This window comes from Streptomyces sp. NPDC057137 (assembly GCF_042670825.1).
Classification (GTDB): Bacteria; Actinomycetota; Actinomycetes; order Streptomycetales; family Streptomycetaceae; genus Streptomyces.
The window spans coordinates 1-19,442 of sequence record NZ_JBHUUW010000074.1 but is presented as its reverse complement, the minus strand read 5'-3'; the positions used below and the strand labels follow the sequence as shown (position 1 = coordinate 19,442).

General features: G+C 71.2%; 16 protein-coding genes. 13 read left to right on the top strand and 3 right to left on the bottom strand.

Annotated elements, in window-relative coordinates:
* Positions 1–13 precede the first annotated feature (13 nt).
* The 6 genes from lpdA (at position 14) to ACFT9I_RS34765 (ending at position 9,008) form a co-directional block, all read left to right on the top strand.
* A complete protein-coding gene (gene lpdA, locus ACFT9I_RS34790) occupies positions 14–1,402 on the top strand; it encodes a dihydrolipoyl dehydrogenase (RefSeq protein ID WP_382571150.1) in 1,389 nt (462 codons plus the stop codon).
* Positions 1,403–1,498: 96 nt separating this feature from the next.
* Positions 1,499–3,334 carry a 2-oxoglutarate dehydrogenase, E2 component, dihydrolipoamide succinyltransferase gene (gene sucB, locus ACFT9I_RS34785; protein WP_382571148.1) on the top strand — a complete coding sequence of 612 codons (1,836 nt, stop codon included), beginning with the start codon at positions 1,499–1,501 and terminating at the stop codon, positions 3,332–3,334.
* A gap of 184 nt (positions 3,335–3,518) precedes the next feature.
* The gene (locus ACFT9I_RS34780) at positions 3,519–4,142 is read left to right on the top strand and encodes a GntR family transcriptional regulator (RefSeq protein WP_382571147.1); all 624 of its coding nucleotides are present in this window, start codon (positions 3,519–3,521) and stop codon (positions 4,140–4,142) included.
* A 216-nt stretch (positions 4,143–4,358) separates the two neighbouring features.
* A complete protein-coding gene (aceE, locus tag ACFT9I_RS34775; protein WP_382571145.1) occupies positions 4,359–7,028 on the top strand; it encodes a pyruvate dehydrogenase (acetyl-transferring), homodimeric type in 2,670 nt (889 codons plus the stop codon).
* A gap of 153 nt (positions 7,029–7,181) precedes the next feature.
* Positions 7,182–8,000, top strand: a complete 819-nt coding sequence (locus ACFT9I_RS34770; protein ID WP_382571143.1) for a MerR family transcriptional regulator — start codon at positions 7,182–7,184, stop codon at positions 7,998–8,000.
* 42 nt (positions 8,001–8,042) lie between these two features.
* Entirely contained in the window at positions 8,043–9,008 is a 966-nt protein-coding gene (locus ACFT9I_RS34765) for a helix-turn-helix transcriptional regulator (RefSeq protein WP_382571141.1), read from the top strand.
* Here the strand turns inward: ACFT9I_RS34765 and ACFT9I_RS34760 are convergent.
* Positions 8,999–9,919, bottom strand: coding sequence for an SDR family oxidoreductase (locus ACFT9I_RS34760; RefSeq protein WP_382571140.1), 921 nt, complete (start codon positions 9,917–9,919; stop codon positions 8,999–9,001). The genes ACFT9I_RS34765 and ACFT9I_RS34760 overlap by 10 nt on opposite strands.
* A gap of 159 nt (positions 9,920–10,078) precedes the next feature.
* Here ACFT9I_RS34760 and ACFT9I_RS34755 point away from each other — a divergent pair, with 159 nt between their 5' ends.
* Positions 10,079–10,603 carry a DUF4240 domain-containing protein gene (locus ACFT9I_RS34755; protein ID WP_382571139.1) on the top strand — a complete coding sequence of 175 codons (525 nt, stop codon included), beginning with the start codon at positions 10,079–10,081 and terminating at the stop codon, positions 10,601–10,603.
* 21 nt (positions 10,604–10,624) lie between these two features.
* On the opposite strand, the gene ACFT9I_RS34750 is transcribed toward ACFT9I_RS34755, so the two are convergent.
* On the bottom strand, positions 10,625–11,119 hold the full coding sequence (locus ACFT9I_RS34750) for a GNAT family N-acetyltransferase (protein WP_382571137.1): 495 nt from the start codon (positions 11,117–11,119) through the stop codon (positions 10,625–10,627).
* 44 nt (positions 11,120–11,163) lie between these two features.
* Between ACFT9I_RS34750 and ACFT9I_RS34745 the strand changes: the two genes are divergently transcribed.
* Entirely contained in the window at positions 11,164–12,051 is an 888-nt protein-coding gene (locus ACFT9I_RS34745; protein ID WP_382571135.1) for a TIGR01777 family oxidoreductase, read from the top strand.
* A gap of 662 nt (positions 12,052–12,713) precedes the next feature.
* Positions 12,714–14,117: an NAD(P)/FAD-dependent oxidoreductase gene (locus tag ACFT9I_RS34740; RefSeq protein ID WP_382571133.1), complete on the top strand. Its 1,404-nt coding sequence runs from the start codon at positions 12,714–12,716 to the stop codon at positions 14,115–14,117.
* A gap of 21 nt (positions 14,118–14,138) precedes the next feature.
* Here the strand turns inward: ACFT9I_RS34740 and ACFT9I_RS34735 are convergent, their stop codons facing one another.
* On the bottom strand, positions 14,139–15,740 hold the full coding sequence (locus tag ACFT9I_RS34735; protein WP_382571132.1) for a regulator: 1,602 nt from the start codon (positions 15,738–15,740) through the stop codon (positions 14,139–14,141).
* Between the two features lie 302 nt (positions 15,741–16,042).
* On the opposite strand from ACFT9I_RS34735, the gene lipB reads away from it, so the two are divergent.
* From lipB to ACFT9I_RS34715, 4 genes are all read left to right on the top strand, one after another.
* Complete coding sequence (gene lipB / locus ACFT9I_RS34730; protein WP_382571131.1) at positions 16,043–16,918, top strand: lipoyl(octanoyl) transferase LipB; 876 nt, start codon at positions 16,043–16,045, stop codon at positions 16,916–16,918.
* 172 nt (positions 16,919–17,090) lie between these two features.
* Entirely contained in the window at positions 17,091–18,056 is a 966-nt protein-coding gene (gene lipA, locus ACFT9I_RS34725; RefSeq protein WP_382571129.1) for a lipoyl synthase, read from the top strand.
* A gap of 278 nt (positions 18,057–18,334) precedes the next feature.
* Complete coding sequence (locus tag ACFT9I_RS34720; RefSeq protein ID WP_382571128.1) at positions 18,335–18,568, top strand: hypothetical protein; 234 nt, start codon at positions 18,335–18,337, stop codon at positions 18,566–18,568.
* A gap of 19 nt (positions 18,569–18,587) precedes the next feature.
* A complete protein-coding gene (locus tag ACFT9I_RS34715) occupies positions 18,588–19,286 on the top strand; it encodes a DUF4191 domain-containing protein (RefSeq protein WP_354608101.1) in 699 nt (232 codons plus the stop codon).
* The last annotated feature ends 156 nt before the right edge of the window (positions 19,287–19,442 follow it).

The following is a 19,442-nucleotide window of genomic DNA, read 5'->3' as shown; positions in this document are numbered from 1 at the left end:
TGGAGGACGTGACGTGGCGAACGACGCCAGCACCGTTTTCGACCTAGTGATCCTCGGCGGCGGTAGCGGCGGTTACGCCGCGGCGCTGCGCGGAGCGCAGCTGGGCCTGGACGTCGCACTGATCGAGAAGAACAAGCTCGGCGGCACCTGCCTGCACAACGGCTGCATCCCGACGAAGGCCCTGCTGCACGCGGGCGAGATCGCCGACCAGGCGCGCGAGTCCGAGCAGTTCGGGGTCAAGGCGACCTTCGAGGGCATCGACATCGCGGGTGTCCACAAGTACAAGGACGAGGTCGTCTCCGGCCTCTACAAGGGACTTCAGGGTCTGGTCGCCTCCCGCAAGGTGACCTACATCGAGGGCGAGGGGCGGCTCTCGTCCCCGACCTCCGTCGACGTCGACGGCCGCCGCGTCCAGGGCCGTCATGTCCTGCTCGCGACCGGCTCCGTACCGAAGTCGCTGCCCGGCCTGGAGATCGACGGCCAGCGGATCATCTCCTCGGACCACGCGCTGAAGCTGGACCGCGTCCCGAAGACGGCGGTCGTCCTGGGCGGCGGCGTCATCGGTGTCGAGTTCGCCTCGGCGTGGAAGTCCTTCGGCACGGACGTCACCGTCATCGAGGGCCTCAAGCACCTCGTACCGGTCGAGGACGAGAACAGCTCCAAGCTCCTGGAGCGGGCCTTCCGCAAGCGCGGTATCAAGTTCAACCTCGGCACCTTCTTCGACAAGGCCGAGTACACGCAGGACGGTGTGCGCGTCACGCTGGCCGACGGCAAGACCTTCGACGCGGAGGTGCTGCTGGTCGCGATCGGCCGCGGCCCCGTCTCGCAGGGCCTCGGCTACGAGGAGCAGGGCGTCGCGATGGACCGCGGCTTCGTGCTCGTGGACGAGTACATGCGGACGAACGTCGAGACGATCTCGGCCGTCGGTGACCTCGTCCCGACCCTGCAGCTCGCGCACGTCGGCTTCGCCGAGGGCATCCTCGTGGCGGAGCGGCTGGCCGGCCTGAAGACCGTCCCCGTCGACTACGACGGCGTGCCCCGGGTGACGTACTGCCACCCCGAGGTCGCCTCCGTCGGTATCACCGAGGCCAAGGCCAAGGAGATCTACGGTGCGGACAAGGTCGTCGCTCTGAAGTACAACCTGGCGGGCAATGGCAAGAGCAAGATCCTGAAGACCGCGGGCGAGATCAAGCTCGTCCAGGTCAAGGACGGCGCCGTCGTCGGCGTCCACATGGTCGGTGACCGTATGGGCGAGCAGGTCGGCGAAGCTCAGCTGATCTACAACTGGGAGGCTCTGCCGGCCGAGGTCGCGCAGCTCATCCACGCGCACCCGACGCAGAACGAAGCCCTCGGCGAGGCCCACCTGGCCCTGGCCGGCAAGCCGCTCCACTCCCACGACTGATGCGTCAGTCCGAGCGCGACGACCACTACCGCACTTCCCCTCGCTCGGCGCTCCGCGCAAGCTGGGGAGATCCCACCGTGAGGAGCAACTGAAACCATGGCGGTTTCCGTAACCCTGCCGGCGCTCGGCGAGAGCGTCACCGAGGGCACTGTCACCCGCTGGCTGAAGGCCGAGGGCGAGCGCGTCGAGGCCGACGAGCCGTTGCTCGAGGTCTCCACCGACAAGGTCGACACCGAGATCCCGTCGCCCGCCGCCGGGGTCCTGGCGTCGATCAAGGTCGCCGAGGACGAGACGGTCGAGGTCGGCGCCGAGCTGGCCGTGATCGACGACGGTTCGGGCGGCGAGGCCGCCGCCGAGGCTCCGCAGCAGGCGGCTGCCCCGGCCGAGCCCGCGGCCCCGGCCGAGCCCGCGGCTCCGGCCGAGGCCGCGCCCGCGCCTGCCCCCGTTCAGGAGGCCCCGGCGGCTCCGGCGCCCGCGCCCGCCGCCGAGGCACCGGCGGGCGGCTCCGCCGAGGGCACGGACGTCACCCTGCCGGCGCTCGGCGAGAGCGTCACCGAGGGCACCGTCACCCGCTGGCTCAAGGCCGAGGGCGAGCGCGTCGAGGCCGACGAGCCGCTGCTGGAGGTCTCGACGGACAAGGTCGACACCGAGATTCCGTCCCCGGTCGCCGGTGTGCTGCTGGAGATCGTGGTCGGCGAGGACGAGACCGCCGAGGTCGGCGCGAGGCTGGCCGTGATCGGCGCCGAGGGTGCCGCTCCGGCGGCGGCCCCGGCACCGGCTCCGGCCGCGCCGAAGGCGGAGGCCCCGGCCGCCGCTCCGGCGCCTGCTCCGGCTCCCGCCGCTGCTCCCGCCCCGGCACCCGCGCCCGCGCCCGCGCCGAAGCAGGAGGCCCCGGCGCCCGCTCCGGCGCCTGCCGCTGCCCCCGCCCCGTCGGCGCCTGCGGCCCCGGCTCCGGCCGCAGCCGCCGCGCCCGCTCCCGCCGCCGGTTCCGGTGACGAGGGCGCGTACGTGACGCCGCTCGTGCGCAAGCTCGCCGCCGAGAACGGTGTCGACCTCGCCTCGGTCAAGGGCACCGGCGTCGGTGGCCGCATCCGTAAGCAGGACGTCGCCGCCGCCGCGGAGGCCGCCAAGGCCGCCGCCCAGGCTCCGGCGCCCGCCGCCGCTCCGGCCCCCGCCGCGTCGAAGGCCCCCAAGCTGGAGGTCTCCCCGCTGCGTGGCCAGACGGTCAAGATGCCGCGCATGCGCAAGGTCATCGGCGAGAACATGATGAAGGCGCTGCACAGCCAGGCGCAGCTGACGTCGGTCGTCGAGGTCGACATCACGAAGCTGATGAGGCTGCGCGCGCAGGCCAAGGACTCCTTCGCCGCCCGTGAGGGCGTGAAGCTGTCCCCGATGCCGTTCTTCGTCAAGGCCGCGGCCCAGGCGCTGAAGGCGTACCCGGTCGTCAACGCCCGCATCAACGAGGACGAAGGCACCATCACGTACTTCGACTCGGAGAACATCGGCATCGCCGTGGACTCCGAGAAGGGTCTGATGACGCCGGTCATCAAGGGCGCGGGCGACCTGAACCTCGCCGGCATCGCCAAGAAGACCGCCGAGCTGGCGGGCAAGGTCCGTGGCAGCAAGATCACCCCGGACGAGCTGTCCGGTGCGACCTTCACCATCAGCAACACCGGTTCGCGCGGCGCCCTGTTCGACACGATCATCGTGCCCCCGAACCAGGTCGCCATCCTGGGCATCGGCGCGACGGTCCGCCGTCCGGTGGTCATCAACCACCCGGACCTCGGCGAGACGATCGCGGTGCGCGACATGGTCCACGTCGTGCTCTCCTACGACCACCGCCTGGTGGACGGCGCGGACGCCGCCCGCTACCTGACGGCGGTCAAGGCGATCCTGGAGGCGGGCGAGTTCGAGGTCGAACTCGGCCTGTAGTCCTGCCTGTTGAAAGTCGCTGCATGTCACGACGGCGCCCCCGCCCGGAGAGATCCGGGCGGGGGCGCCGTCGTGTCCGCGTACACGTCCTCGCGTACGCGCACCCCACCGCCCCGTCGCCCGCACACGGATGACCCGCCCAAGAGGGGTAACCTCGGCCTCGGTCACCCGAAGGAGTCCCGCCATGACCCCGCCCGTCATCCACTCGCTGCGCGAGCAGATCCGCGAGCACATCGTGGAGGGCATCGTCAGCGGCCGCTGGAAGCCGGGCGAGCGGATCGTCGAGCGGCGGATCGCGACCGAGCTGGCCGTCAGCCAGACGCCCGTACGCGAGGCACTGCGCGAGCTGGAGTCGTTGCGGCTGATCGAGTCCGCGCCGAACAAGGGCGTCCGCGTCCGCAATCTGACCGCCGCGGATCTTGAGGAGAGCTACCCCGTGCGGGCCGGTCTGGAGCAGATCGCCGCCGAGCTGGCCGCCGAGCGCCTGGCGGCCGACACATCCGCGCTGGAGCCGCATGTGACGGGGCTGTACGAGGCCGACCGGCGGGCCGACGGGACCGCGCAGGTGCGGCACACCGTCGACTTCCACCGCGAGCTGGTGCGTGCCGCCGGGAACAGTGTGCTGCTGCACACCTGGGAAGGGCTCGGCATCGAGGTGTTCACGGCGCTGTCGATCCGATGGCTCGGCACCGTCCAGAAGTCGTACGCGGAGGAGCACCAGGAGCTGGTCGAGGCCTTCCGCCGCCGCGATCCCCTCATCGGTGCACTGGTGAAGGACCATGTGCTCGGATGTGCGCCGCGCGCCTGAACCGACGCCCGCTTCGTACCGATTCGCGGCGTCACCGCGTGCCCCGCCCATGGGCACTGAATGCCAATTTCTTCAGATCATGAAATTTTGCCGTCAACTCTTTGATCGATCATCGATCAGCGACTTACAGTCGACAGCGGGCTGCACCCAGCCCATCGCCCTGTCCTGCCAGACAAGGCTTCTCTTGACCCTCCTCCTGTCTGGAAGGCGGCGACCATGCCCGACCCCGTAGGCAAGCTTCCGAGCGAGCTCGACCAGCTCCCGGACCGCGACGCCGAGGAAACCGCCGAATGGGCGGCCTCTCTCGACGCCGTCACCGAGCACGCGGGCCCGCACCGTGCGGCGTACCTGATGCGGCGCACGCTCCAGCACGCCCAGAGCGCCGGGGTTCCCGTGCCCGCTCTGCTGGAGACGGACTATCTGAACACCATCCCGACCGCCGCCGAGCCCGCCTTCGAGGGCGACGAGGCGATGGAGAGCCGGATCGCCGGCTGGAACCGCTGGAACGCCGCCGCGATGGTCACCCGTGGCTCGCGCCTCGGCGTCGGCGGTCACATCGCCACCTTCGCCTCGGCCGCCTGGCTCTACGAGACGGGCTTCAACCACTTCTTCCGCGGCAAGGAGGGCGATGGCTCCGGCGACCAGCTCTACATACAGGGCCATGCCTCCCCCGGCATCTACGCCCGCGCGTTCCTCGACGGCCGGCTCACCGAGGAGCAGCTCGACAACTTCCGCCAGGAGGCCGGCGGCAACGGCCTCCCCTCGTACCCGCACCCGCGGCGGCTGCCCTGGCTGTGGGAGTTCCCCACCGTCTCCATGGGCCTCGGCCCGCTCTCCGCGATCTACCAGGCGCGCTTCAACCGCTACCTGACGAACCGCGGGATCAAGGACACCTCCGCCTCCCACGTATGGGCGTTCCTCGGCGACGGCGAGATGGACGAGCCCGAGTCGACGGCGGCACTCGCCCTCGCGGCCCGCGAAGGGCTCGACAACCTCACCTTCGTCATCAACTGCAACCTCCAGCGCCTCGACGGTCCCGTCCGCGCGAACTTCAAGATCGTGCAGGAGCTGGAGTCCCAGTTCCGCGGCGCGGGCTGGAACGTCGTCAAGTCGCTGTGGGGCTCCGCCTGGGACGAGCTGTTCGCGCTCGACACCACGGGCGCCCTCGTAAGGAGGCTGCGCGCGGTGCCGGACGCGCAGTTCCAGACGTACGCGACCCGCGACGTCGCGTACATCCGTGAGCACTTCTTCGGCGCCGAGCCCGCGCTCGTCGAGCTGGCGAAGCTGCTGAGCGACGCGAAGATCGACGAGTGCTTCCACACCTCGCGCGGCGGCCACGAGGCCCGCAAGGTGTACGCGGCGTACCGCGCCGCGCTCGCCCACAAGGGCGCGCCGACCGTGGTTCTCGCACAGACGGTGAAGGGCTACACGCTCGGCACCGGCTTCGAGTCGCGCAACGCCAACCACCAGATGAAGAAGCTCTCCGGCGAGCAGTTCCGCACCATGCGGGATCTGCTGGAACTTCCCATCCCCGACTCGGCGTTGAACGAAGAGCTGGTGCCGTACGGCCACCCCGGCGCCGACTCCCCCGAGGTCCGCTATCTGCAGGAGCGGCGTGCCGAGCTCGGCGGGCCCGCCCCGGCCCGCCGGGTGCATGCCGTCGCGCTGCCCGAGCCGTCCGAGAAGGCGTTCCAGTCCGTCTACAAGGGCTCCGGCAAGCAGTCGGTCGCCACGACGATGGCGTTCGTCCGTCTCGTGAAGGACCTGATGCGGGACAAGGAGACCGGCAGGCGCTGGGTCCCGATCGTCCCCGACGAGGCGCGTACGTTCGGCATGGAGGCGCTGTTCCCGTCGGCCGGCATCTACTCGCCGCTGGGCCAGACGTACGACCCGGTCGACCGCGACCAGATCATGTACTACAAGGAGGCCAAGGACGGCCAGATCCTCAACGAGGGGATCACCGAGGCCGGTTCGATGGCCGACTTCATCGCCGCCGCGACGTCGTACGCGACGCACGGCGAGACGATGATCCCGTTCTACATCTTCTACTCGATGTTCGGCTGGCAGCGCACGGGCGACCAGATGTGGCAGCTCGCCGACCAGCTCGGCAAGGGCTTCATCGTCGGCGCGACGGCCGGCCGTACGACCCTGACGGGCGAGGGCCTGCAGCACGCGGACGGCCACTCGCACCTCCTCGCGGCGACGAACCCGGCCTCGCTCAACTACGACCCGGCGTTCGCGTACGAGATCGCGGTGATCGTCAAGGACGGCCTGCGGCGGATGTACGGCCCCGACGCAGAAGACGTCTTCTACTACCTCACCGTCTACAACGAGCCGATGCCGCAGCCCGCCATGCCCGAGGGCGTGGAGGAAGGCATCGTCAAGGGCCTGTACCGCTTCAAGGAGGGTGTGCCCGCCAAGGCGGAGGCGCCGCGGCTCCAGCTCCTCGCCTCCGGCACGGCCATCCACTGGGTCCTCGAGGCCCAGGAACTGCTCGCCGCCGAGTGGGGTGTCACGGCCGACGTCTGGTCGGCGACGTCCTGGGGCGAGCTGCGCAGGGAAGCCCTGGAGTGCGACGAGGCACTGCTGCGCGGCGAGCAGCGCACGCCGTACGTGACGCGCGCCCTGGACGGGGCGCCGGGGCCGGTGCTGGCCGTCAGCGACTGGATGCGCCAGGTGCCGGACCAGATCAGCCAGTGGGTCGAGCAGGACTACTCCTCGCTCGGTACGGACGGCTTCGGCCTCTCCGACACGCGTGACGCGGCCCGTCGCCACTTCGGTGTCGACGCCCGGTCGATCACGGTCGCGGCGCTGGCGCAGCTCGCGCGGCGCGGCGAGGTGCCCGCGTCGGCGGTGAAGGAGGCGCGGGAGCGCTACGGCCTCTGAGCGACGCGTTCTCTGTAAGGAAGCGGCTTCCGCCGGCCCTCGTGGTCATCGGGGGCCGCTTCCTCATGAGGTCCTTCACGAGGTTCCTTACGAGGTCGCGTCCACGGCATTCTTGACCCTGACACCGTGTGAAGCCGTGCAGTAGGGGACGTCATGTTCACCATCGGAGACTTCGCCAGGCACGGCCGCGTGTCGGCCCGCATGCTGCGTCACTACGACGCGATCGGGCTGCTGCGTCCCGCCCACACCGACCCGTTCAGCGGCTACCGCTACTACACGGCGGCCCAGCTCGCCCAGCTCAACCGTGTCATCGCCCTCAAGGATCTCGGCTTCACGCTCCAGCAGGTGCGGGAGATCCTGGAGGACCGGGTGACCTCGGACGAGCTGCGCGGCATGCTCACGCTGCGGCGGGCCGAGCTGGAAGCGGCGATGGCGGCGGCAGCCGCCACACTGGTCCAGGTCGAGGCGCGGCTCCGGTCGATCGAGAGTGAGGGGCACATGCCCTCCGAAGACGTCGTCGTCAAGAGAATCCCGGCGGTACGGGTGGCCGAGCTGACCGCCGTGGCCACCAGTTACGAACCCCAGCACATCGGACCCGTCATCGTTCCTCTGTACGAGGAGCTGTTCCGGCGCCTGGAGGCCGCCGGCGTGGCCCCGACGGGGCCCGGTATCGCCCGCTACGAGGACGCCCCCGAGGGGAACGGCGCGGTCGTCGTCCACGCGGGGGTCACGGTCGCCGCCGAGCCGGCGTCCGGCCAGGACTTCGAGATCCTGGACCTGCCTCCCGTCGAGCGGGCCGCGACGATCGTCCACCGGGGTTCGATGGACACGATCATGCCGACGGCCCAGACCCTGGCCCGCTGGATCGACACGGGCGGCCACCGCTCGGCGGGCTACGCGCGCGAGGTCAACCTCGAATGCCCGGCGGACAAGGACAAGTGGGTGACCGAGCTCCAGGAGCCCCTGGCGTAACGGGGCCGCCGGTGCCGGGCGGCGCGCGTGGACAATGGGTCCATGCGCGCTGCCCGGCTGATCAAGATGGTGCTGCTCCTCCAGGCGCGGCCCTCCATGACCGGGGCCGAGCTGGCACGGGAGCTGGAGGTGTCCGAGCGCACCGTCACCCGCGACGCACTGGCCCTCTCCGAGGCCGGAGTGCCCGTCTACGCGGACCGGGGGCGTTCGGGTGGCTACCGGCTCGTCGGCGGCTACCGCACCCGCCTCACGGGCCTGGCACGGGGCGAGGCGGAGGCCCTGTTCCTCTCCGGGCTGCCGAACGCGCTCCGTGAGATGGGCCTGGAGGACGCGGGGTCCGCCGCCCGGCTGAAGGTGTCGGCGGCGCTGCTCCCCTCCCTGAGGGGAGCGTCGGACTCGGCGGCGCAGCGGTTCCATCTGGACGCGCCCGGCTGGTACCAGGAGCCGGAGACTCCGGAGCTGCTGCCGGCCGTCGCCGAGGCGGTGTGGGACGACCGTACCGTCGTGGCCCGCTACCGGCGCCAGGACGCCGAGGTGGAGCGGGAGTTGGCACCGTACGGACTCGTCCTCAAGGCGGGTGTCTGGTACCTCTGCGCCCGCGTCGAAGCATCCTTCCGGGTCTACCGGATCGACCGCTTCACGGAGATCACGCTCTCGGAGGAGCGCTTCGAGCGGGACGAGTCCTTCGACCTGCCCGCCTTCTGGGACGAGCGGTCGGCACAGTTCGCGCGGTCGATCCTCCGTACGGAGGTGGTGCTCCGGCTCTCCCCGGACGGCCTGCGCCTGCTGCCGTACCTGACCGACCGGGCCTCGGCCCAACAGGCGGCGGAGGCGGCGGGCCCGCCGGACGAGGACGGCTGGACGACGCTCACACTTCCGGTCGAGTCGGCCGACGTTGCCTTCACCCAGCTGTTCGCCTTCGGGCCGGAGTTGGAGGTGCTGGAGCCGGCGGAGCTGCGCTCCCGCTTCGCCGACTCCGCCGACCGCACGGCCCGTCTCTACCGGTAGCCGTCCATGGGGACCTCCGTGCCGGGCGACGCCACCTCCGCCGCCAGATACCCCCACATGTCCGGCCGGCTGCCGTCCGCGTCCGTGACGCCGTACTCCTTCGCCAGCTGCCCGCTGGAGAGCGTCCGCCCCGCCCAGCGCTCCCGCTCCGGGTCCGCGACGAGCGCCGCGACGCCCCGGCCCACGTACACGGGCGTCTCCGACAGCGCGAAGTGCCGGTGGATCTTGATTCCGTCCCGCCAGTTCGCCTCGGTGATGCCGAACCCGTCCAGCATCTCCTCGGAGCGCAGGAAGCCGGGGGTGACCGCGACCGCCGTGCCGCCCACCTTCTTCAGCTCCTCGGCCAGCAGGTAGGCCATCCGGATCGGGGCGTTCTTGGCGAGGTCGTAGTAGAAGTTCTCGCGCGGCGCCCTGTTCGACTCGGCGGTGCCGTCGGTGACCTCGACGACCAGGCCGCCCGGCCGCCGTACGAGCAGCGGGAGCGCGACAGAGCTGGTGATCAGATGGGTCTTCACCCCCAGATCGAGCATCCGCAGCCCGCGCTCCAGATCGAGTTCCCACACCGGGGTGTCGAAGTCCAGGAACTTGTTCCCGCCCCACACGTCGTTGACCAGCACATCCAGCCGGCCCTGCTCCCGGTCGATCCGCTCCACCAGCGCCCGTACCCGTTCGACCTCCAGATGGTCGGTCGGTACGGCGATGCCCTCGCCGCCCGCGCGGGTGACCAGTTCGGCGGTCTCCTCGATGGTCTCCGCGTGCCGCCCCACCTCGCTGACCCGCTCCCGGGTGGTGCGCCCCGTCACGTACACCGTCGCCCCGGCGGCGCCCAGCTCCACGGCGATCGCCCGCCCCGCGCCCCGGGTGGCCCCGGCCACCAGTGCGATCTTTCCTGTCAGCGGCTTGTCGGTCATCAGCCTGCGTCCTCTCTCTCGGTCTCTCACTGCGACCGTTCCACGGAAAGGAGACATCTTCTGTCCGACATACGCGGCCACCTCACCCGCCCCACGCGGATCTCCCCCGCTTTCCGCGCTCCGCGTGCGCCGCCCCGCGCCAAGCACGATGCTGTACCCGTGACCGACGAGACGGAGTTCTGGGAGATCATCGACGCCACGCGCGAGGCCGCCGGCGGTGACCCCGACGAGCACGCCGATCTCCTCGTGGAGCGGCTGCTCCAGCTGGACCCCGACTCGGTCCTGGACTTCGCCCGGCACTTCGAGACCCGCTACAACCGCGCGTACCACTGGGATCTGTGGGCCGCCTCCTCGATCCTGCTCGGCGGCGCGAGCGACGACGCGTTCGACTACTTCCGCTGCTGGCTCATCGGCCAGGGCCGGGAGGTCTTCGAGGGCGCGGTGCACGACCCGGACAGCCTCGCGGAACTGATCGACGAGTTCGACGAGGAGATCGACGGCGACGGCGAGGAGCTGGGGTACGCGGCGGACGAGGCGTACGAACAGCTCACCGGCGCGGTCGCGCCCGACCTGGGGGTCGCCCCGCAGGCCCCGGAGCCCGAGGGCACGCCGGTCGACTTCGAGGACTCACAGGCACTCGCCGACCGGCTCCCCCGCCTCTGGGAGCGGTTCGGCGTCGACTGAGTATCGCGCCCGCCCCGCCCGTCAGACGTCCAGCGAACGCCCCATGAGCACGTCGTCCACATACTGCCGGTCCAGGAAGAACTCCCCCGGCAGCACGCCCTCCACCACGAAGCCCTCCGCCTCGTAGAGCGCCCGCGCCGGCTTGTTGTGCCCGAGCACCCGCAGCGTCATCCGCACCGCGCCCTCGGCACGTGCCCTCTCCATCGCCGCGCGCAGCAGCAGCCGCGCCACGCCACGGCCGCGCGCCCACTCGTGCACGGCGAGCCCCTGGATCTGCCGGACGTGCGCGTTGCAGGCGAGCGGGGTGGGCGGCACCAACCGGAGGTAACCGGCGATCCGGCCGTCGACCTCGGCGACCAGATAGTCCTGAGGCCGGTGCCGCGAGTCGAAGAACGGCTCGAACGGCGCCTCCTGCCTGGGCGTGACCGCGTGGAGGAACGACCAGGTGTCGTGGTCGAGGCGGCTCAGTGCGTCGTCGTCCGGGACGAGAGCGGCACGTATGAGTGGTTCCGGCATGGCAGCAACTGTCCCATGTGGGCGGGTGGCGGCAGGATGGATTCATGAGGATCGCGATCACCGGCTCCAACGGGCTCATCGGCACGGCGCTCACGCGCTCCCTGCGAGCGGACGGGCACGAGGTGGTCCGCCTGGTCCGGCATCCCTCCCGGGCGGGCGACGAGGTCGAGTGGGACCCCTCCCGCCAGTACGTGGACGTGAACGGGCTGTACGGCTGCGAGGGCGTCGTGCATCTCGCGGGGGCGGGAGTGGCGGACCACCGGTGGACCGACGCGTACAAGAAGGAGATCAGGGACAGCCGAGTCCTCGGTACGGCGGCGATCGCCGACGCCGTCGCCTCCCTGGACACCCCGCCCAAGGTCCTGGTGTGCGGGTCGGCCATCGGCTTCTACGGCGACACGGGCGACCGCCCGGTGGACGAGTCGGCGCCGCCCGGCGAGGGGTTCCTGCCCTCCGTGTGCGTCGAGTGGGAGGACTCGGCGTCCGCCGCGTCGGACGCGGGCGTACGGACGGTGTTCGCCCGCACGGGGCTCGTCGTGGCCCGCGAAGGCGGCGCCTGGGGGCGGCTGTTCCCCATCTTCCGCGCGGGGCTGGGCGGTCGGATCGGCGACGGACGGCAGTACTGGAGCTTCATCTCCCTGCACGACCATGTGGCGGCGCTGCGGCATCTGATCGACACGGAGTCCCTGTCGGGCCCGGTGAACCTCACGGCCCCCGAGCCGGTGACGAACCGGGAGGTCACGGCGGCGATGGGCCGTGTGCTGCACCGCCCGACGGTCTTCGCGGTGCCGTCCGTGGCGCTGAAGGTGGTGCTGGGGGAGTTCTCGGTGGACGTACTGACCAGCCAACGGGTGCGGCCGGGGCGGCTGATGGGGTCGGGGTTCACGTTCGCGTTCCCAAAGATCGACGAGTCGATCCGAGCGGCGTTGTAGGGGTGGGGGGTTTTGTTTTCCGGTGCCGCCCGGTGGTCGTTGTCCTCAAGCGCCGGACGGGCTGGGTGGTTGCGGTGGTGCCCGGGTGCCGCTCCGGGGCCATGGCCGGACGGCATGACTTACGCCGCGTGCAACGCTCGTTGGACCCGACGGCCCAACCTGTCCACGCGGCACAAGTCAGCCTGAGTGTCCGACCACGACCCCTGCGCGTCCCCCTTCCAACCCGCGGGCGGGAGTAGCGGGGTGGCTTGTACCGGTGTCGTGACGGCGTGAGGGGGGCGGGGCCGCAGGAGGGGTGTGTCCGGACACTCAGGCTGATTTGTGGCGCGTGAAAATGCTGGTTCCCTCGGGACCAACGAACCCTGCACGCGCCGTAAATCATGCCGTCCGGACATACCCCTCCGGAGGCACCGAACCCCGACCCCGGCAACGAAACCGCACCCCGGAGGGACCCCGCAACCGCCGGACGGCAACCCGCCCGGAGGCACCCCGCAACCGCCGGACGGCAACCCGTGCGCCCCACACGCATCCATGCCCCCGCCACTGCGCGACTGCGAACGGCCGGTTCCCTTCCTAGTCTCGACCCGCGCTCAGGTATTCCCTGGATGGGCCGAGGCAGCAGCCCCGGACCACGCAGCCGCGCCGACCTCGGGGAGGGGCACGTGCTCAGTACTGAACATCACGCGGACGTCGTCATCATTGGCGCCGGAATCGCCGGCCTGTCGGCCGCTCATCAGCTGACCCGCTCCGGCGTAACAGTCACCGTCCTGGAGGCCGCCCCTTACATCGGCGGCAGGATGGCCACCGAGGACCTCGACGGCTTCCGCCTCGACCGCATCGGCCAGCTGCTCAACACCTCGTACCCGGAACTGCTCCGCACCCCCGCCCTGTCGGACGCCGCCTTACGGATGTTCTCGCCGGGCGTGCTCGTCCACAGCGAGGGACGCCACCACCGTGCCGGCGTCACCGTCGCCGCAGGGAGCGCGCGGGGCGCACTCACCGCCGCACGCGCCCTGGCAAGCGCCCCGCGCGCCCGTGCCCGCACCCGAGCCCGCGCCGCCACCACCCGTGTCCCCCGCGCCAGGGCCGTACGGCTCAACTCCCGCCCCCCGCTGGGCAACGCGCTCGACCAGGCCCGCCTCCACGCGGCTTTCGGCCGTCTCGCGACCACGCCGGTGAACCGGCTGCTGGCCCGCCCCGAACGCCCCGCCCTCGCCGCGCTGTCCGCGCGCGGACTGCCCGCGCGGACGGTCGACGGCTTCGTACGCCCGCTGCTGTCCGCGCTGCTCTGCGACCCCGACCTCACCACGTCGAGCCGCTGCGCCGACCTGGCCCTGCGCAGCTTCGCCAGGGGGCGGCTGTGCGTCCCCGAGGGCGGCGCCACCGCCCTGCCGGAGCTGCTGGCGGCCACGCTGCCGCCCGGCACGGTGCGGACGGGCGTGTGCGTGACGGACGCGTCGATCAGCTCCGTCGGTACGAAGGAGCACGGCGAGATCACCTGCCGCTCCCTGCTCGTGGCGACGGGCGCCCGCGCCGCCGCCGAGCTGCTGCCGGGCCTGCGCGTGCCGGACTTCCACCCCGTGACGGTCCTTCACCACACCGCTCCCACACCCCCGCTGACCGAGCCCGCGCTGCTCCTGGACGGAGACCGGCGCGGCGGCCCCGTCGCGCACACCACGGTCATGAGCGCGGTGGACCCGTCGCGCGCGCCGGCCGGCCGGTCGCTGATCTCCTCGACGGTGCTCGGACTCCGTACGCCGCCTCCCGAGGCGGAACTCGACGGCGCCGTCCGCGCGCATCTCGCGACGCTGTACGGCACGTCGACCGCCGCCTGGGAGCTGCTGGCCGTCCAGCACGACCCGGAGGCCGTCCCCGCCATGCCGGCGCCGCACGATCTGCGCCGCCAGGTGAGGCTGTTGTCGGGCCTGTACGTGTGCGGGGACCACCGCGACACCAGCACCGTCCAGGGCGCGCTCTCGTCGGGCCGCAGGGCCGCGTACGCGATCCTGGACGATCTGGGCGTACGACCGGACCACGGGACGCTGCAGCTCCCCACAGCGGCGTAGGAGACCGCAGGGGGCCGGCGCTCAGCCGAACGCCGCGATCCTGTCCCGGTAGTTGCGTACCGCCGCAGCCTCCCGGTACGGCTCCAGCCGCCGTTCGAAGTCCCGTACGTAGTCCACCGCACGCGCCGACCGGATCTCCGTCGCCTGCTGCGCGGCCTCCGCTCCCAGCGCGCACGCCTGGTCCAGTTCGCCGAGCCCCAGGCGGGCGGAGGCGAGCACGACGCGGCAGAACAGCCGGCTGCGCGCGAACGCGGGTGAGCGTAACTGGAGCGAGCGCTCGGCGTGTTGGACGGCTGCTCGGTACTGCTGGAGATCCCGGTAGCTGTGCCCGAACTCGTCGGCGAGCTGCCCTTCGTCGAAGGTGCGTGCCCAGTGCGGCACCTCGTCGCCGGGCCGTGCCGACTCCAGCGCGCGCTCGGCCCGCGCGAGCGAGGTGGTGCAGGCCCGCGCCTCGCCGAGCACGCCGTGTCCGCGCGCCTCGACGGAGTGCAGCAGCGCCTGCACCACGGGCGGTGCGGACGAGCCGACACCCTGCTGGGCGACCCGGGCGAGCTGGACCGCCTCCCGGCCGTGGCCGAGGTAGACGGCCTGGCGGCTCATGGTGATCAGGACGAAGGAGCCGTACGCCCGGTCGCCCGCCGCCTGGGACAGCCGCAGCGCCTGCACGAAGTAGCGCTGGGCGAGCCCGTGCGCGGCGATGTCGTACGAGGTCCAGCCGGCCAGCCTGGTCAGGTCGGCCGCGGCGGCGAACAGCCTGCGCCCGGTGGTCTCGCCGTACACGCCGCGGAGCATCGGCTCGCACTCGTGCTCCAGGTACCGGACGAGTGCCTGGCGGGCGTGGCCGCCGCCGTACGCCTGGTCGAGGGTGCGGAACAGCTCGCTGACGGAGCGCAGAGCCGCGATGTCGCCGCCACCGACCCGCTGGCCGGCGACGCGGTCCGTCTGCCGGCCCGGTGGCACACCGGCGGGGACGGCCTGCCGGGGCACGGTCCCGCGGCCCTGGGCGGGCACCCGGACGCTCACCGGTCCCGCGGGGCCGCCACCGCCTCCGTAGGAGGAGGGCGACGTCCCGTACGCGGACGCCCCCGTCCCGGCCTGCCCCGCCACGGTGCCCGCCGGCGCGGCACCCACCGGCGCGGCCGACGCCGACGCCGACGCCGACGACCCGTCGTGCCCGACCCGCTCGTCCGCGCGGCCGATCAGCCAGTCGCGGCTGGGCACCACGAGCCCGGCCGGGGTGAACGCGATCTTGCGCAGCTCCGCGTGGCTCCCCGAGTCCTTGCGCCAGAGTCCGCCGACGATGTCGACGGCCTCTTCGGGGGTCGCCGCGAATTCCAGCCCCGCGTACACGGGCGCGCAGGCGTCCAGCCCCAGATCCTGGGCGGAGAGCCGGCGGCCGAGCCTGCGTGTGAAGACCTCGGCGATCAGTGCGGGCGTGGTGCCGCGTGGCTGCTGGCCGCGCAGCCAGCGTGTTACGGACGTTTTGTCGTACCGCAGGTCGAGGCCGTGTTCGAGCCCGAGCTGGTCCACCCGGCGGGCGAGACCTGCGTTGGAGAAACCGGCTTCTGCGATGAGCGCGGCGAGCTGGCGGTTGGGGATGCGCTGCGGAGGTCGTTCCGACATCAGCTGTACGGTCTCCTGCCTTCCGGGCCCCGGGAGCAGCCCTCATGGAACGGCGCGAATTTAGCGGTCGAAGCTGCCCGCACCGTCACGTTCGTCCCACATTCATCCGATCGTGTGAGGATTGGGGGCTTAGCTGACGTGCCGCCTCCATCGGCCCGGCACCGCCCTCCGGGCCCTTCGGGCCTGCCGGACCGCTCCGCAGGACGCGGCCGTACAGTGGCTGGGGCGCGATATGTGCACGTGCCCGGTTGTCGCGGGGACACCCCCCGGATCCCGGGCACTGAGCGAGGGAGGCAATGCCCGTGAGTGAGCTGCGGTTCGTCCATCTGGGGTTCGGCGGCGACGCCGTCGAGTACCGGGAGGCGTGGCAGAAGCAGCGCGAGGTCCACGCGGCCCGCTTCGCGGACGAGATCCCCGACACCTGCCTGCTGCTCGAACATCTGCCCGTCTACACGGCGGGGCGGCGTACTGAGGACAGTGAGCGCCCCCTGGACGGGACTCCCGTCGTGGACGTCGACCGCGGCGGGAAGATCACCTGGCACGGTCCGGGCCAGCTCGTCGGCTACCCGATCCTGCAACTGCCGCGCCCCGTGGACGTGGTGGCGCACGTACGCCGTCTTGAGGAGGCGCTCATCCGTACGGCGACGGACTTCGGCGTGCGGACGACGCGCGTGGAGGGCCGCAGCGGCGTATGGGTGCTCGGCGATCCGGTGGAGGAGCGCCCGGCCCTGGGCGGTCTGTCGCTGGACTTCGACCCCCGGGTGAACGACACGGAGTTCGACCCCCGCCTGAACGGCCCCGAGTACGCCCCGTCCAACGCGGGCCAGCGCCGCGAGGACCGCAAGCTCGCCCAGATCGGCATCCGCGTCGCGAAGGGCGTGACGATGCACGGCTTCTCGATGAACGTGAACCCGGACAACACCTGGTTCGACAAGATCGTGCCGTGCGGGATCCGGGACGCGGGCGTGACGTCGCTCTCGTACGAACTGGGCCACGACCTCACGGTCGCCGAGGTGCTTCCGGTGGTGGAGCGCCATCTGCGGAACGTGCTGGAGCAGGCGGAGCCGAAACCACGCGAGGTGGCGACCGGGACCGCGGCGGAGGCCCGGGTGGAGACCGGCGTCAAAGCCACCGAGGCGAAGACCGGCGCCGAAGCTGTCGAGCCGGCGCGGGCCTGACCCCGGCGGCCGGGGGAATGCCCCTCGGCGCCCACCGGTTGTGCCTAAGCCGGCCCACCGGTTGTCCCTGAGCCATGCGACGCCATGGCCACTCACTACCAAGCAATCAACGGGCGTACTCTGGTGTTCGCCGAAGATTCGAATGCCGCGCCAGCAGAGAGAGGTGCCGGACGTGTCCGCTGTCGCACCCGACGGACGCAAGATGCTGCGCCTGGAGGTCCGGAACAGCCAGACCCCCATCGAGCGCAAGCCCGAGTGGATCAAGACCCGGGCGAAGATGGGGCCCGAGTACACCGCGATGCAGAAGCTCGTGAAGAGCGAGGGTCTGCACACCGTGTGCCAGGAGGCCGGTTGTCCCAACATCTACGAGTGCTGGGAGGACCGCGAGGCGACCTTCCTCATCGGCGGCGACCAGTGCACGCGGCGCTGTGACTTCTGCCAGATCGACACGGGCAAGCCCGAGGCGCTGGACCGTGACGAGCCGCGCCGGGTCGGCGAGTCCGTCGTCACGATGGACCTGAACTACGCCACGATCACCGGCGTCGCGCGCGACGACCTGGAGGACGGCGGCGCTTGGCTGTACGCGGAGACCGTGCGCCAGATCCACGCGCAGACCGCGGAGCGCCAGGCGGGCCGTACGAAGGTCGAACTCCTCATCCCCGACTTCAACGCCGAGCCCGAGCAGCTGGCCGAGGTCTTCTCCTCGCGCCCGCAGGTGCTCGCGCACAACGTCGAGACGGTGCCGCGGATCTTCAAGCGGATCCGTCCCGGCTTCCGTTACGAGCGCTCCCTGGAAGTCATCACGCGGGCCCGCGAGGCCGGTCTGATCACCAAGTCCAATCTGATCCTCGGCATGGGCGAGACCCGCGAGGAGGTCAGTGAGGCGCTGAGCGATCTGCACGACGCGGGCTGCGAGCTGATCACGATCACGCAGTATCTGCGTCCCTCCGCGCGCCACCACCCCGTCGAGCGCTGGGTGAAGCCGCACGAGTTCGTGGAGCTGAAGGACGAGGCCGAGGCGATCGGCTACTCCGGTGTGATGTCGGGGCCGCTGGTCCGGTCCTCGTACCGCGCGGGGCGGCTGTTCCAGCAGGCGATGGAGCGCCGGAGCGCGGAGTCTGTCCGCCAGGCGGTGTGAATCCGCCGGCTTGTGCCCGCCCGTTGCGCGCGCCCGCTGTGTGAATCCGAGCACAAGCGACTACTTAACAGTAACGGCCGCACCGCCGCGGCCCGTACGCTCCCCGCAGGTAAGGGGTGGCGTACGGGCCGCGGCCTCGTTCGGGGGTACGGCTTCGGGCATTCACGACCGTTTGACCGCTTGGTCACGCACTGGTAACACCGGTGAGTGACGCTCGTCAGTACGCACCCTCTTCCTCCCGCCCGCACTCGCACTCGTTCCTAGGGGGAACAGCCACCATGCAGGCCGCGCCGGTACGACCCATCACCGAGGTGATGGCGGCAGCCACCCGCCCCACCGCCCTCCCCTCCGTCTCCAACGCCCTGCGCGCCATGGAGTCGCTCCTCCTCAGCAGCGGCCAGCGCAGGGCCCGCAGGAACGCCTGGACGGCCGTCCTGGAGGACCGCCGCAGGGCACAGGACCGGGTCGAGGCGCAGCACGTACTGGAGGCCGTGTCGGGCCGCACTTCCTGAGCCACGTAAACTTCGGTTCATGGCGAGGAAGGAAAACGCAGACACTGCTGCGGAAACTGGGCGACTGAAGCAGATCGCTCTTACCTACAAGATGACCCGACGGGTCGACAAGAGGGTCGGTCTCGTCGTCGCGGGCGTGGGAATCGTCACCTTCGGTGTCCTCCTCGCGATCGGCTTTCTGGTCGGTCACCCCATTTACCTGGGCATTCTGGGCTTCATTCTGGCCTTCCTCGCGATGGCGATCGTCTTCGGACGCCGCGCCGAGCGTGCTGCCTTCGGGCAGATGGAGGGCCAGCCGGGAGCGGCGGCGGCCGTGCTGGAGAACGTGGGCCGGGGCTGGTCCACGACCCCTGCGATCGCGATGAACCGCAGCCAGGACGTGATCCACCGCGCGGTCGGCAAGGCCGGCATCGTGCTGGTGGCCGAGGGCAACCCGAACCGGCTGAAGAGTCTGCTGGCGGCCGAGAAGAAGAAGATGGCGCGCATCGTCATCGATGTGCCGGTGCACGACATCATCGTCGGCGACGGCGAGGGTCAGGTGCCGCTGAAGAAGGTGCGTACGACGATGCTCAAGCTGCCTCGGGTGCTCTCCGGCCCGCAGGTGACGGCGGCCAACGACCGGTTGCGGGCGATGGGTGACCTGATGAGCAACATGCCGCTGCCGAAGGGTCCGATGCCGAAGGGTATGCGGATGCCGCGGGGCGGAAAGATGCGCTGACGGTCGAATCACACGTGTCATGCGTGCTCATACGTGGAGGGGGGGGGGGGACGCGAGGTACCCCCCGCCCCCCCATACGCCGGGGGGTTATACACAAATACGCGCCCACCAGCCCAACCTGTAAGGCGTGTGGCGGGGTGTGGGTGGGAAGTGGGG